The organism is Quadrisphaera granulorum, assembly GCF_003149145.1.
Classification (GTDB): domain Bacteria; phylum Actinomycetota; class Actinomycetes; order Actinomycetales; family Quadrisphaeraceae; genus Quadrisphaera; species Quadrisphaera granulorum.
This window is the reverse complement of record NZ_QGDQ01000021.1, coordinates 84,069-98,365: the sequence shown is the minus strand read 5'-3', so window position 1 is coordinate 98,365 and position 14,297 is coordinate 84,069. Positions and strand designations below refer to the sequence as shown.

Below are 14,297 nucleotides of genomic sequence, written 5' to 3'. Positions count from 1 at the left end.
CTGATCGTGGGGTGCTGGGACCGGTACCGCTGGGAGAACCGGCCTCGCTCCAAGCGCATCCGCGCAGCATGATCACACCTACTGGCGGACGTTCTAAGGACGCACCACGCCACCTCGCCGGGTCGCTGCACACCAGCGGCCCGGCGAGATGGTGTCCGGCCCCGGCCGGACCCTGCCCCGCCGCCCACCCCTGCGGCACGCAGCCCGTGTGAGAGAGAAGGTCTCGATGTCCACAGGAACAGCAGTGACCACCGCGACGAAGAGAGTGCCGCGTGTGCGGCTCGGTCCGGTGGTGGAACGGATCCTCGGTTACGTCATCCTCGGCGCGGCCGTCATCTGGGTCCTCGCCAACGCCATCGCCAACCCGGACCGGTTCCTGGGGTCGGTGCTCGTCGGCCTGCAGAACGGCATGCTCTACGCCCTCGTGGCGCTCGGCTACACCATGGTTTACGGCATCATCGAGTTGATCAACTTCGCCCACGGTGACCTGTTCATGCTCTCGACGATCGTCGCGGCAGCAGTCATGGTGAGCGTGATGGGCGTCGGCCAGCTGGGAGTCTCCACTTTCCTGCCGCTGCTCGTGGCGATGGTGGTCTGTATGGCGTTCGGCGCCCTGGTCAATGTCAGCGCCGAGTTCTTCGCGTACCGGCGGCTGAGAACGGCACCGAAGCTGGCGCCCCTCATGACCGCTGTGGGCCTGAGCTTCGTCTTCCGCGGTTTCGCCCAGCAGGACTACATCAACGGCTCGGCGCAGAAGAACTGGCCCGTCACGTGGGGCGGCCCGATCCTCGAGGGCGTCTACGTCTACAAGATCGTTCTCATCGCGGCGGTCACCATCCCCCTGCTGCTCGCGATGACCTACATCGTCACGCGCACCAAGATGGGCAAGGCCATGCGCGCCGTGGCACAGGACCAGGACGGCGCCCGCCTCATGGGCATCAACGTCAACGGCACCATCTCGTTCGTCTTCATGCTCGGTGGAGCCCTCGCCGGTGCCGCCGGCGTCCTGTACTTCCTCGCGCAGACCCAGACCTACTACGACACCGGCACGCAGCTCGGCCTGATCGCGTTCACCGCTGCCGTCCTCGGTGGTATCGGCAACCTCAGCGGAGCGGTGGTCGGCGGCCTCGCCATCGGCCTGGTGCAGGCCCTCAACGAGGGCGGCACCTACGGGCTCGGCTCGAACTGGTCGCAGTCGGTGGTGTTCCTGATCCTCATCGTGCTCATGGTCTTCAAGCCCGAGGGCATCTTCGGCCGCCCGACCACGGAGAAGGTGTGACGTGGCTACCACGACGGTGAACAGCAAGCGCCCTGGGAGTTCCGGGGGACTGCAGGTGCGGGGCTTCACGGACAAGTACGCGTGGCCGCTCGGCTACGTCGCCGTGATCCTCTTTCTCTTCCTGCTCTACCAGGCGATCCTGCCGAGCCTCATCACCGACGTCTCCGGGCCGGTGCTCGCGTGGCTGCCGGTCGCGACCGTCAACGAGTGCCTCATGTGGGCGATCATGGCGTTGGGTCTCAACGTCGTCGTCGGGTACGCCGGCCTCCTCGACCTGGGATACGTGGCGTTCTGGGCGCTCGGCGGGTACACCGCGGGCTGGCTCATGGCCTACCCGTTCAACTGGGAGTGGGACTTCCACCTCTTCTCCCCGGTGCCGGCCGACGCACCCGGAACGCATATCAACTTCTGGCTGGTCTGCCTCGTCGCGGGTGTGCTGTGCGCCCTGCTGGGCATCCTCATCGGCGCACCGACGCTGCGTCTGCGGGGTGACTACCTGGCTCTGGTGACCCTGGGCTTCGGTGAGGTCATCACCCAGTTCTTCCGCAACTCCAACGAGATCGCGGGCTTCAACGTCGCCAACGGCGACTCCGGCATCTCCTCGATCGACTCCATCGGGACCGGGGTGCTGGGGGCCACGGGCATCGCCCCGCCCCTGCTGACCAACTCCTCGGCCGGCAACGTGTGGAAGATCCTCGTCCTCGGCCTCATCGTCGGAGGGTGCATCTTCGTCTCGCTCCGTATCCGTGAGGGGCGCCTCGGCCGGGCGTGGCTGGCGATCCGCGAGGACGAGCTGGCGGCGTCGATGATGGGCGTGCCGCTGGTACGCACCAAGCTGCTCGCCTATGCCGTCGGCGCCTTCTTCGGCGGTGTCGGTGGCGTGGCGAACGCCTCGGGCATCACCACGGCGGTCTCGCCGTCCGGCTTCGACTTCGGCAAGTCCGTCCTGGTGCTGCTCATGGTGGTGCTGGGCGGCATGGGCAACGTGTGGGGCGTGACCGTCGGCGCGTTCCTGCTGTCGTGGCTCAACAGCAACGGCCTCAAGCAGATCGGCGTGCAGAGCGACGCCCTGTTCGGCACCGACCTCGCTGCCACGCTGCCGCGCTACAACTACATCATCCTCGGCATCCTGCTCGTGCTCATGATGCTGTTCAGACGCGAAGGACTCATCCCCGAAGGCCGGACGAGAGCCCTGCTCAAGACACCGTCACGGACCGAGGCGGAGTCGCTGGGTGCAGACTCGCTGGAGGCGGCGGCGGAGACCGAGGCCGTGGAAAGGGCCGACCCGGCGGCCGACGCCAAGATCGCGGCCTCGGCGGCCGCGATGGCCGGTCCGGCCGGTGATGCGACGTCGAGCGGCGACAGCACGACCTCGCCCGGCAGCGGCACGCAGAGGAAGAACTCCGATGACTGAGACGACAGCCACTGCGCCGGCGCCAGTCGGCGACCCGTTCACCGACAACATCCTCTACGCCGACCACATCACCATCAGGTTCGGTGGTCTGGTGGCCGTGGACGACGTCTCCTTCGCCATCCCCCCGCGGTCGGTGACCAGCCTCATCGGCCCGAACGGCGCGGGCAAGACCACGTTCTTCAACGTGCTCACTGGCCTCTACGAGGCCAGTGAGGGGTCGGTCCACCTCAACGGCCGTGACGTCACCACCGTCAAGCCGCACCGGCGCGCCGCCATGGGGATGGCCCGCACGTTCCAGAACATCCGGCTCTTCGGCCTCATGACGGCCGAGGAGAACGTCATGGTCGCCATGCACCCGCACCTCAAGGCGGGCGTCCTGTCGACCATCATCCGCACCCCCGGGCAGCGCCGCGAGGAGCGCGAAGCGCGGGACACCGCCCGTGAGCTGCTCGCGTACGTCGGCATCCCCAAGGCCGAAGGCGAGCTGGCCCGCAACCTCTCCTACGGCGACCAGCGCCGCCTGGAGATCGCGCGGGCGATGGCGCTACAGCCGAAGGTGCTGCTGCTCGACGAGCCCACCGCAGGCATGAACCCGCAGGAGTCGGCGGCGTTCAACGACTTCGTCTACCGGGTGCGTGACGAGCGGGGCATCTCGGTGCTCCTCATCGAGCACGACATGAGCGTCATCATGAAGATCAGCGAGCGGATCACCGTGCTCGACCGCGGCCGCATGATCGCTGAGGGCACCCCCGACGACATCCGGAACAACCAGCAGGTGATCGAGGCCTACCTCGGCAAGACCGGCACCCGCGAGGGACGTCGCCTGCCCGTGGCCGAGAAGGGGACAGCATGAGCACCACCACCGAGCAGGCGGCCCCCCCGGCCCGTGGAGGCGGCAAGGAGCCGGTGCTGGAGCTGAGAGGCATCAGCGTCAGCTACGGCAGCATCACGGCGGTGCGCGACCTCTCCCTCGAGGTCTACCCCGGCGAGATCGTCACCCTCATCGGTTCCAACGGGGCCGGGAAGTCGACGACGCTGCGCACCATCTCCGGGCTCCTGCGCCCCCGCACGGGCGACGTGGTCTTCGAGGGCAACAGCATCACCGGGGTGCCCGGCCACGAGGTGGTCAAGCGAGGCATCTGCCACTCCCCCGAGGGGCGGAAGATCTTCCAGCGGATGACCGTGTCGGAGAACCTCGACCTCGGCGCCTTCACCCGCAAGGACAAGGAGAAGATCGCCGAAGACCGCGAGAACGTGCTGGAGCTCTTCCCCCGTCTGCGGGAGAGGATCGACCAGAAGGCCGGCACGATGTCCGGCGGTGAGCAGCAGATGCTCGCCGTCGCGCGGGCACTGCTGGGCAACCCGCGCGTCCTGCTCCTCGACGAGCCGTCGATGGGCCTCGCGCCGGTGCTCGTCGACGTCATCTTCGAGACCATCGAGCGCATCCGGCAGCAGGGCGTCACCGTGCTCCTGGTGGAACAGAACGCGCTGGCGGCCCTGGAGATCGCCGACTACGCGTACGTGCTGGAGTCCGGCACCCTGAGCCTGCAGGGGCCCGCCGCGCAGCTCCTGGACGACCCATCGGTCACCGCCGCGTACCTCGGCGGTCACTGACCTTCAGGGCCGTCTGCGCGACGGTCGGAGAACGCACAGCGCCCGGTCCCCGCAAGGGGGCCGGGCGCTGTGCGTTGCCAGGGGCTCAGGAGTGCCTGAGAGGGCCCGTGAGGGCCAGAAGGGGGCTGGTCAGCTGGTGACCTGGCTGAGGACGGCGTCGGCCACCTCGCGCATGGTGAGCCGGCGGTCCATGGAGGTCTTCTGGATCCAGCGGAACGCCTCGGGCTCGGACAGGCCCATCCGGGTCATGAGGAGGCCCTTGGCGCGCTCGACGCGCTTGCGGGTCTCGAACCGCTCGGTGAGGTCGGCCACCTCCTCTTCGAGGTCGGCGATCTCCTGGAAGCGGGAGACGGCGATCTCGACGGCGGGCAGCAGGTCTGCGGACGTGAAGGGCTTCACCACGTACGCCATCGCGCCGGCGTCACGGGCCCTGTCGACAAGCTCGCGCTGGGAGAAGGCCGTCAGGAGGACGACGGGGGCCAACCGCGCCTTGCCGATGCGCTCGGCGGCGCTGATGCCGTCCATGACGGGCATCTTGACGTCCATGACCACGAGGTCGGGCTGCAGCTCCTCGACGAGGCGGACGGCGCTCTCGCCGTCGCCGGCCTCACCGACCACGTCATAGCCCGCCTCGCGGAGGATCTCGACCACGTCGAGGCGGATGATCGCCTCGTCTTCCGCGACGACGACGCGACGGCGCGGCCCCGCGCCCGGCTCCGTCTGGATACCCTGCTCACTCACGCGGGTACTTTAGTGGCCCCGCGGAGCGCGCCCCACAAGCGTGCCCCACCTGCAGCAGTAAACTGAAGAAACTTGCCCCGGTAACCCAATTGGCAGAGGTAGCGGATTCAAAACCCGCTCAGTGTGGGTTCGAGTCCCACCCGGGGCACAGATCAGCGGCGTCAGGACCCTCCGCGGAGAGTCCTGACGATGCCCTTTCCCGCTGTGCGTGGAGCTGTCCGAACGATGGTCGAGTCCGGCGCCGGTGACACAGAGATCGTCCGGGACGCCAGCACGAACGCCGCACCAACGGCTGAGGGGCCGGGCCCGGCGCAGCAGCTGCACCCGGCCCGGCCCCTCGCCGTCGTCGTCCTACTGGTTCTTCTCGTCTCCCACGCGGTGCACGCGGATGGCGTTGGTGGACCCGACCTTGCCCGGCAGCGACCCGGCCACGATGACCACGGTGGAACCGCTCTCGACGCGGTTGATGTCGAGGAGAGCCTTGTCGACCTGGGCGACCATGTCGTCGGTGGTGTCGACGAACGGCACCAGGAACGGCTCCGTGCCCCACGTCAGCGCCAGCTGGTTGCGGGTCGACGGCTCGGGCGTGAACGCCAGCGCAGGGATCGGCGAGCGCAGGCGCGCCATACGACGGGCAGAGTCACCGGAGACCGTGAAGGTGACCAGCTGGCTCGCGCCGATGTTCTCCGCGATGGCCCGCGCCGCCCACGTCACCGCACCGGGCTGGGTGTGGGGCGTGGTGCCGAGGGGGCGGATCCTGTCGAGCGCTTCCTTTTCGGTGTTCGCGATGATCCGGGCCATCGTCTGGACCGTCTCGATGGCGAACTCGCCGACGCTGGTCTCCCCGGAGAGCATCAGCGCGTCGGCGCCGTCCAAAACGGCGTTGGCGACGTCGCTGGCCTCGGCGCGGGTCGGGCGCGGGGCGCTGATCATCGACTCGAGCATCTGCGTGGCCACGATGACCGGCTTCGCGTTGCGGCGGCACAGCTCGACGGCGCGCTTCTGAACGATCGGCACCTGCTCCAGCGGCAGCTCGACGCCGAGGTCACCGCGGGCGACCATGACTCCGTCGAACGCCGCGACGATGCCCTCCAGGTCGGCCACGGCCTGCGGCTTCTCGACCTTGGCGATGACGGGCAGGCGGACACCGACCTCGTCCATGATCGCGTGGACGTCGTCGATGTCGGCGCCGGAGCGCACGAAGGACAGGGCGATGAAGTCGACACCGGTCTTGAGTGCCCAGCGGAGGTCTTCGGCGTCCTTCTCGGACAGGGCGGGCACGGACACGGCGACGCCGGGCAGGTTGATGCCCTTGTTGTTGGAGACCGGACCGGGCACGACGACCTTGGTGTGCACCCGGGGACCGTCGACGGCGGTGACCTCGAGGCCCACCCGCCCGTCGTCGATGAGGAGCGGATCACCGGGGGCCACGTCACCGGCGAGGCCCTTGTAGGTGGTGGAGCAGATGTCCTTGGTGCCCGGCACGTCCTCGGTGGTGATGGTGAAGCTGTCACCGACGGCCAGCAGGTGCGGGCCGTTGACGAAGCGCCCGAGGCGGATCTTGGGGCCCTGCAGGTCGGCCAGGATGGCGACGGCGTGGCCGGCGGCATCGCTGGCCTTGCGGACCAGGTTGTAGCGACGCAGGTGGTCAGCCTGGTCACCATGAGACATGTTCAGCCGGGCGACGTCCATCCCGGCATCGATGACGGCTGCCATCCGCTCCGGGGTGTCGAGAGCCGGCCCCAGCGTGCAGACGATCTTCGCGCGGCGCATGGCTCCAACCCTAGGCCCGCGCCGGGTGCCCCGGATCTCGGGGGCACCCGGCGCGCAACCTCAACCGGGGGGTCAGGGCGGGCTCGTCCTGATGTTCAGACGGACAGCGGGCGCGCGTTCGGCGTGACCGGCGCCGGCAGGGTGCTCGGGCGACCGGTGAGGTACTCGTCGACGGCAGCCGCGCACGCGCGTCCCTCGGCGATGGCCCACACGATGAGGCTCGCGCCGCGGCCGGCGTCGCCGACCACGAAGGTGCCGGGCCGGGAGGACTGCCAGCCCGCGTCGCGTACGAGCGCGCCGTCACGGCCGACCTCGAGGCCGAGCTGCTCGACCATCGGCATCTTTTCGACGCCGGAGAAGCCCAGCGCGAGGAGCACCAGCTGCGCGGGCAGCTCGCGCTCGGAACCCTCCACCACGGTGTAGGTGCGGTCCGGGTGGCGGACCACCTCGACCATGCGCAGACCGGCCACGCCGCCCTCGCCGTCGTCCACCAGCTCCGTGGTGGAGGCGGTGTAGACGCGCTCGCCACCCTCCTCGTGCGCGGAGGAGGTGCGGAGCACCAGCGGGTAGGTCGGCCAGGGCTGGTTACCGGTGCGGTCCTTCGGGGGCGTCGGGCCGATGGCCAGCTGCGTCACCGACTTCGGGTTCTGCCGCAGCACCGTGCCCAGGCAGTCGGCGCCGGTGTCACCGGCGCCGATGATGATGACGTCCTTGCCCTCGGCGGTGATCCGCTTCTCCGCGGGCACTGACGCGGGGATGGGCTGGCCCAGTGCCAGCTTGTTGCCCTGCGGCAGGAACTCCATGGCCTGGAGCACGCCGCGCAGGTGACGGCCCGGCACGTCGAGCTCGCGCGGCTGCAGCGCGCCCACGGCCATGACCACCGCGTCGTAACGGCTGGCGAGGCGGGCGGCGTCGACGGCGCCGCCGACGTCCACGCCGGTGCGGAAGCGGGTCCCCTCCGCCTCCATCTGCTGGATGCGCCGGTCGATGTGGCGCTTCTCCATCTTGTACTCGGGCACGCCGTAGCGCATGAGCCCGCCGAGGGCGTCGTCGCGCTCGTACACGGCCACGGTGTGACCGGCGCGCGTGAGCTGCTGGGCGGCAGCGAGCCCCGCGGGGCCGGAGCCGATCACCGCGACGGTCTTGCCGGTGAGGCGCTCGGGCGGCAGGGGCTGGACCCAGCCCTCGTCCCAGGCGCGCTCGATGATCGACTCCTCGACCAGCTTGATGGTCACCGGGTCCTGGTTGATGCCCAGCACGCACGCCGCCTCGCACGGGGCGGGGCACAGCTTGCCCGTGAACTCCGGGAAGTTGTTCGTGGCGTGGAGCTGCTCGATGGCCTCGCGGAAGTCACCACGGCGGGTGAGGTCGTTCCACTCGGGGATGAGGTTGCCCAGCGGACAGCCGTTGTGGCAGAAGGGGATGCCGCAGTCCATGCAGCGGCCCGCCTGCCGGGAGAGCACGGCCTGGTCGACCGGCTCGTAGACCTCGCGCCAGTCCTTGATGCGCACCGGCACCGGGCGGCGCGGAGCGTTCTCGCGGACGGGGGTGGTGAGAAACCCTCGGGGGTCAGCCACGGACGGCCTCCATGATCTGCTGCCAGACGTCGGCGCCGTCGGGGTCGTTCCCCTCGGCGATGGCGCGCTCACGCAGCGCGGTGACGCGCGCGTAGTCACGCGGGACGAGCACGGTGATGCGGGACAGGGCCTCGTCCGTCAGCGAGCCGTCGGACAGGAGCGAGGAGGCGACGGCGGAGCCGGTCTCCTCCACGTGCCGCGCGAGAAGGCGAGCGACGAGCTCACGCTCGGCGTCGGTGCCCTCCGCCAGCGGCCGTGAGGTCAGCTCACCACTGCGCACAGCGGCGGCGTTGAGCTTCTCCGGGAGCAGGTCGAGCACGAACGCCGTGCCGCCGGACATGCCCGCGCCGACGTTGCGACCGGTCTTGCCCAGCACGAGGACCGTGCCGCCGGTCATGTACTCGCAGGCGTGGTCTCCCGTGCCCTCGACGACGATCGTCGCTCCGGAGTTGCGCACGGCGAACCGCTCGCCCACCCGGCCGGACAGGAACACCTCCCCCGAGGTGGCGCCGTAGCCGACGGTGTTGCCGGCGATGACGTTGTCGCGTGCTCCGAGCCCGCCGAACGGCGCGACGTCGTGCGGACGCACCACCACCCGGCCCCCCGAGAGGCCCTTGCCGACGTAGTCGTTGGCGTCACCGACGAGACGCAGCGTGACGCCCGCCGGCAGGAACGCACCGAACGACTGGCCCGCCGACCCCACGAGGGTGAGGTCGATGGTGCCGTCGGGCGCGCCCTCCGGACCGAACCGCTTGGTCACCTCGTGGCCGAGCATCGTGCCGACCGTGCGGTTGACATTGCGGATGGCGAACGTGGCGCTCACCCGCTCGCCGTCCTCCAGGGCCGGGCGCGCGGCGGCGAGGAGCTGGTGGTCCAGCGCCTTCTCCAGGCCGTGGTCCTGCACGGAGGTCTGGCGGCGGGAGGTGCCCTCGGCGACCTCGACGTCGGCGAGCACCGGGGACAGGTCCAGGCCGGAGGCCTTCCAGTGCTCGACAGCGCGGCGCACGTCGAGGGAGCCGACCTGGCCGACCGCCTCGTCGATGCTGCGGAAGCCCAGCGCGGCGAGGTGCTCGCGCACCTCTTCGGCCAGGTACTCGAAGAACGTCACCACGAACTCGGGCTTGCCGGTGAACCGCTCGCGCAGCACGGGGTTCTGCGTGGCCACGCCCACGGGGCAGGTGTCGAGCTGGCAGACGCGCATCATGATGCAGCCGCTGACCACGAGCGGAGCCGTGGAGAAGCCGAACTCCTCCGCGCCCAGCAGCGCTGCCACGACGACGTCGCGGCCGGTCTTGAGCTGCCCGTCGACCTGGACGCTCACCCGGTCACGCAGGCCGTTGAGCAGCAGCGTCTGCTGGGTCTCGGCCAGGCCGAGCTCCCACGGGGCGCCCGCGTGCTTGAGCGAGGTCAGCGGGGCCGCACCGGTGCCGCCGTCGTACCCGGAGATGAGGACGACGTCGGAGTGCGCCTTCGCCACGCCCGCCGCGACCGTGCCGACGCCGACCTCGGACACGAGCTTGGTGTGCACGCGCGCCGCGGGGTTGGCGTTCTTGAGGTCGTGGATGAGCTGGGCGAGGTCTTCGATGGAGTAGATGTCGTGGTGGGGCGGCGGCGAGATGAGCCCCACGCCGGGCGTCGCGTGACGCGTCTTGGCGATGTTCGGGTACACCTTCGGGCCGGGCAGCTGCCCGCCCTCGCCCGGCTTCGCGCCCTGCGCCATCTTGATCTGCAGGTCGGTGGCGTGGGTGAGGTAGGCGCTGGTGACGCCGAACCGCCCCGAGGCGATCTGCTTGATGGCGCTGCGGCGCTCGGGGTCGAGCAGCCTGTCGACGTCCTCGCCGCCCTCACCGGTGTTCGACTTGGCGCCGAGGCGGTTCATGGCGATGGCGAGCGTCTCGTGCGCCTCGGCGGAGATGGAGCCGTAGCTCATCGCCCCGGTGGAGAACCGCTTGACGATCTCGCTGACCGGCTCGACCTCGTCGATCGGCACCGGCTGGCGCCCGGTGGCCGCGGCGTCCTTGAAGGAGAACAGACCGCGCAGCGTCATGAGGCGCTCGGACTGGTCGTCGACGCGGGCGGTGTACTGCCGGAACACGTCGTAGCGGCGCGCGCGGGTGGCGTGCTGGAGGCGGAAGACCGTCTCGGGGTCGAACAGGTGCGGCTCGCCCTCGCGCTTCCACTGGTACTCCCCGCCCACGGCGAGGCGGCGGTGCGCGGGCGCCGCCCCTTCGACGGGGTAGGCGCCGGCGTGGCGGGCGGCCACCTCTGCGGCCACGACGTCGATGCCGACGCCGCCGAGCTGCGTGGTCGTGCCGGTGAACCAGCGGTCGACCAGCTCCTGGGACAGCCCGATGGCCTCGAAGACCTGGGCGCCCCGGTAGGAGGCCACCGTGGAGATGCCCATCTTGGACATCACCTTGAGCACGCCCTTGCCGAGCGCGTAGATGAGGTTGCGGACGGCCTTCTGCGGGTCCTGTCCCTCCAGCAGCCCGTGGCGGCACAGGTCCTCGACGGACTCCATGGCCAGGTACGGGTTGATGCAGGCCGCGCCGTAGCCGATGAGCAGCGCGACGTGGTGGACCTCGCGGACGTCTCCGGCCTCGACCACGAGGCCGACCTGCGTGCGGGTCTTCTCGCGGATGAGGTGGTGGTGCACGGCGCTGGTGAGCAGCAGCGACGGGATCGGCGCCCACACGGCGTCGGAGTCACGGTCGGACAGGAGGACGAAGCGCGCGCCCTCGGCGATGGCGTCGGAGACCTCCGCGCAGATCTCGCGCAGGCGGCGCTCCAGCTCCTCGCCGCCGCCGGCCACGCGGTAGAGGCCGCGCACCCGGTGGGTGGAGTAGCCGGGCAGGTCCTCCTCGGACCCCATGTGGATGATCTTGGCGAGCTCGTCGTTGTCGATCACCGGGAACGGCAGGCGCAGCTGCCGGCAGTGCTCCGGGGTGGCGGCCAAGGCGTTGCACTCCGGGCCCATGTCCACACCGAGGCTGGTGACGACCTCCTCGCGGATGGCGTCGAGCGGCGGGTTGGTCACCTGCGCGAAGAGCTGGGTGAAGTAGTCGAAGAGCAGCCGGGGGCGCTCGGACAGCACGGCGATGGGGGTGTCGGTGCCCATCGACCCGACAGGCTCCGCGCCGGTGGCGGCCATCGGCGCGAGGATGAGCCGGAGCTCCTCCTCGGTGTAGCCGAACGCCTGCTGGCGACGCGTCACCGAAGCGTGCGTGTGCAGCACGTGCTCACGCTCGGGCAGGTCGCCGAGCTGGATGAGGCCCTCGCGCAGCCACTCCGCGTACGGATGCTCCGCGGCCAGCTGACCCTTGATCTCGTCGTCCGGGATGATCCGCCCCGGCTCGGACTCGGTGCCGACGTCGAGCAGGAGCATCCGGCCCGGCTGCAGCCGACCCTTGCTCACGACGCGCTCGGGGGCGATGTCGAGCACGCCGACCTCGCTGGCGAGGACGACGAGCCCGTCGTCGGTGACCCAGTACCGCGAGGGACGCAGGCCGTTCCTGTCGAGCACGGCGCCGATGAGGCGGCCGTCGGTGAAGGTCACCGCAGCCGGGCCGTCCCAGGGCTCCATGAAGCTGGAGTGGAAGGCGTAGAACGCCCGCCGCGCCTCGTCCATCTGGGTGTGGTTCTCCCACGCCTCGGGGATCATCATGAGGACGGCGTGGGGCAGCGAACGGCCCGTGAGGTGCAGCAGCTCGAGCACCTCGTCGAACGAGGCCGAGTCACTGGCGCCGGGCGTGCAGATGGGGAACAGGCGGGAGAGGTCACCCTCGATGAGGGGCGTGGCGAGCTGGCTCTCGCGAGCGCGCATCCAGTTGCGGTTGCCGCGCACGGTGTTGATCTCGCCGTTGTGGGCGACGTACCGGAACGGGTGCGCCAGCGGCCAGCTCGGGAAGGTGTTGGTGGAGAACCGGGAGTGCACGATCGCCAGCTGGGTCGCCAGGCGCCGGTCGGACAGGTCCGGGAAGAACGGCTCCAGCTGCCCCGTGGTGAGCATGCCCTTGTAGACGAGGGTGCGGCTGCTCAGGGAGGCGAAGTAGACGTCGAGCTCGCGCTCGGCGCGCTTGCGCAGCACGAAGGCCAGGCGGTCGAGCTCGATGCCCGAGATGCCCTGGCGCGAGCCGTTGCCGGCCACGACGAGGTGTCGGAAACGCGGCATGCACGAGCGGGCGGTGTGGCCCACGAGCGAGGCCGTCACCGGGACCTCGCGCCAGCCGACGACGCGCAGGCCCTCCTCGGCGGCGGTCGCGGCGATCTCGGCCTTGGCGATCGCCTCCTCGGTGTCGTCGTCGGGGAGGAAGCCCAGGCCGACGGCGTACTGGCCGGCCGGGGGCAGCTCCACGCCCGACGGCGAGGCCTCCTGCGCCCAGACCTCGCGCAGGAACGCGTCCGGCACCTGCACGAGGATGCCGGCGCCGTCGCCGCTGTCGACCTCGGCGCCGACGGCGCCGCGGTGGTCGAGGTTGCGCAGGGCAGTGAGCGCCTGCTGCACCACCTCATGGGTGGCGCCGGAGCGGAGGTTGGCCACGAAGGCCACGCCGCAGGCGTCCTTCTCCCCCGAAGGGTCGTACAGACCCTGCGCACCGGGCAGCGCGGAGTAGCGCTGCAGTGCGCGGGAGGTCTCGCGCGTGAGGGCCATGGTGACCGTCCTCGGGGCTGGCCGGCGGCATGGTCCGCCGGGTGGGGTCTCGGGGCTGGCGGCAGTGCTGCTGTTCGACTCGATGACTTGCTGGTGGTGCTCGTCGAGCGGGGACGGCGCTGGCCCGGCACGCTTCAGTTGACGATAGCACCGGAGCGAGACTGCTCCGAGGTCGAGACCGGGATCGCTATCTCACATCGCGAGACGAATCATCCCGCCCAGCGGACGGGCTTGACGCTGAGGACGGAGGCGCTGAGCCGGCGGTGTCGTCGACGGTGGCGCCCGGGGCAGTCACGGTGTCAGAGCCGTCAGCGGTGTCGGCTGTCGCGGCGGTATCCCGTCCGGGGACCAGCACCGAGTCCTCGATGCCCGGGTGGCGGCGAGCGCTGACAACGAACGCCACGATGCCGGCCAGACCCACCACGAGGCAGGTCCAGATGTTGAGGCGCAGCCCCAGCACCTGCTCGGCGGGGTCGATGCGCAAAGCCTCGATCCACACCCGGCCGAGCGTGTAGAGGACGACGTAGGAGAAGAAGACCCGACCGTGCCCGAGCCGGAAGCGACGCTGGGCCCACACGAGCACCGCGGCGGCGCCCACGTTCCAGATCGCCTCGTAGAGGAAGGTGGGGTGGTAGGTCTCGACGTCCTCGTAGCCCGGCTCGCGGTGCTGCGGATCGATCTCCAGCGCCCACGGCAGCGTGGTGGGCTTGCCGTAGAGCTCCTGGTTGAACCAGTTGCCGAACCGGCCCACCGCCTGGGCCAGGAGCAGGCCGGGCGCAAGAGTGTCCGCGTAGGCGGAGAACCTCGCCCCGACGGCGCGACATCCGAACCAGGCGCCCACGGCCCCGAGCGCCACGGCACCCCAGATGCCGAGGCCGCCGTTCCAGATGTACAGCGCCGCGACCGGGTTGCCGCCCTCCCCGAAGTACGCCGCCGGTGAGGAGACCACGTGGTAGAGGCGACCCCCGACGATGCCGAACGGCACCGCCCACAGGGCGATGTCGGCGATCTGACCGGGCAGACCGCCGCGGGCCCGCCAGCGGCGGTCGGTCAGCCAGACCGCCAGGGCGATGCCCGCGAGGATGCAGAACGCGTACGCGCGCAGCGGCACCGGACCGAGGTGCCAGACCCCCTGCTCGGGGCTGGGGATGAACGCGAGGACGCCGGCGCTCGCCAGCGCCCCGCTCAGCACGCTGCTGCCACTCGGGTGAGCGGCGTCGGACGGGTCGCGCGGACCGCCGTCGTCGT

Annotated in this window: 9 protein-coding genes and 1 tRNA gene; 5 read left to right on the top strand and 5 right to left on the bottom strand. The window is 70.4% G+C overall.

What is annotated here, in order from left to right; genetic code table 11:
* Nucleotides 1–226 precede the first annotated feature (226 nt).
* The 4 genes from BXY45_RS15990 to BXY45_RS15975 are packed head-to-tail and all read left to right on the top strand — an operon-like array spanning nucleotide 227 to nucleotide 4,307.
* Nucleotides 227–1,279: a branched-chain amino acid ABC transporter permease gene (locus BXY45_RS15990; RefSeq protein WP_109775501.1), complete on the top strand. Its 1,053-nt coding sequence runs from the start codon at nucleotides 227–229 to the stop codon at nucleotides 1,277–1,279.
* Between the two features lies 1 nt (nucleotide 1,280).
* Entirely contained in the window at nucleotides 1,281–2,693 is a 1,413-nt protein-coding gene (locus BXY45_RS15985; protein ID WP_211319633.1) for a branched-chain amino acid ABC transporter permease, read from the top strand.
* The gene (locus tag BXY45_RS15980; protein ID WP_109775500.1) at nucleotides 2,686–3,546 is read left to right on the top strand and encodes an ABC transporter ATP-binding protein; all 861 of its coding nucleotides are present in this window, start codon (nucleotides 2,686–2,688) and stop codon (nucleotides 3,544–3,546) included. Before BXY45_RS15985 ends, BXY45_RS15980 begins: the two co-directional genes overlap by 8 nt.
* A complete protein-coding gene (locus BXY45_RS15975) occupies nucleotides 3,543–4,307 on the top strand; it encodes an ABC transporter ATP-binding protein (protein ID WP_109775499.1) in 765 nt (254 codons plus the stop codon). Before BXY45_RS15980 ends, BXY45_RS15975 begins: the two co-directional genes overlap by 4 nt.
* Nucleotides 4,308–4,436: 129 nt before the next feature.
* On the opposite strand, the gene BXY45_RS15970 is transcribed toward BXY45_RS15975, so the two are convergent.
* Nucleotides 4,437–5,048: an ANTAR domain-containing response regulator gene (locus tag BXY45_RS15970; RefSeq protein WP_109775498.1), complete on the bottom strand. Its 612-nt coding sequence runs from the start codon at nucleotides 5,046–5,048 to the stop codon at nucleotides 4,437–4,439.
* Between the two features lie 74 nt (nucleotides 5,049–5,122).
* Between BXY45_RS15970 and BXY45_RS15965 the strand changes: the two genes are divergently transcribed.
* Nucleotides 5,123–5,196 (top strand) — tRNA-Leu (locus tag BXY45_RS15965).
* A 203-nt stretch (nucleotides 5,197–5,399) separates the two neighbouring features.
* On the opposite strand, the gene pyk is transcribed toward BXY45_RS15965, so the two are convergent.
* From pyk to lgt, 4 genes are all read right to left on the bottom strand, one after another.
* Entirely contained in the window at nucleotides 5,400–6,821 is a 1,422-nt protein-coding gene (gene pyk, locus BXY45_RS15960) for a pyruvate kinase (protein ID WP_109775497.1), read from the bottom strand.
* A gap of 95 nt (nucleotides 6,822–6,916) precedes the next feature.
* The gene (locus BXY45_RS15955; protein WP_109775496.1) at nucleotides 6,917–8,398 is read right to left on the bottom strand and encodes a glutamate synthase subunit beta; all 1,482 of its coding nucleotides are present in this window, start codon (nucleotides 8,396–8,398) and stop codon (nucleotides 6,917–6,919) included.
* Nucleotides 8,391–13,049 (bottom strand): glutamate synthase large subunit, encoded by a 4,659-nt coding sequence (gene gltB, locus BXY45_RS15950; protein WP_109775495.1) that lies wholly within the window; start codon nucleotides 13,047–13,049, stop codon nucleotides 8,391–8,393. The genes BXY45_RS15955 and gltB overlap by 8 nt, the downstream gene beginning before the upstream one ends.
* 187 nt (nucleotides 13,050–13,236) lie before the next feature.
* A complete protein-coding gene (gene lgt, locus BXY45_RS15945; RefSeq protein ID WP_109775522.1) occupies nucleotides 13,237–14,238 on the bottom strand; it encodes a prolipoprotein diacylglyceryl transferase in 1,002 nt (333 codons plus the stop codon).
* Nucleotides 14,239–14,297 lie beyond the last annotated feature (59 nt).

Bases quoted from the DNA above. Each gene is read 5' to 3' on its own strand.
- BXY45_RS15975 (WP_109775499.1), top strand. From the start codon at position 3,543: ATGAGCACCACCACCGAGCAGGCGGCCCCCCCGGCCCGTGGAGGCGGC.
- BXY45_RS15980 (WP_109775500.1), top strand. From the start codon at position 2,686: ATGACTGAGACGACAGCCACTGCGCCGGCGCCAGTCGGCGACCCGTTC.
- gltB (WP_109775495.1), bottom strand. From the start codon at position 13,049: ATGGCCCTCACGCGCGAGACCTCCCGCGCACTGCAGCGCTACTCCGCG.
- pyk (WP_109775497.1), bottom strand. From the start codon at position 6,821: ATGCGCCGCGCGAAGATCGTCTGCACGCTGGGGCCGGCTCTCGACACC.
- BXY45_RS15990 (WP_109775501.1), top strand. From the start codon at position 227: ATGTCCACAGGAACAGCAGTGACCACCGCGACGAAGAGAGTGCCGCGT.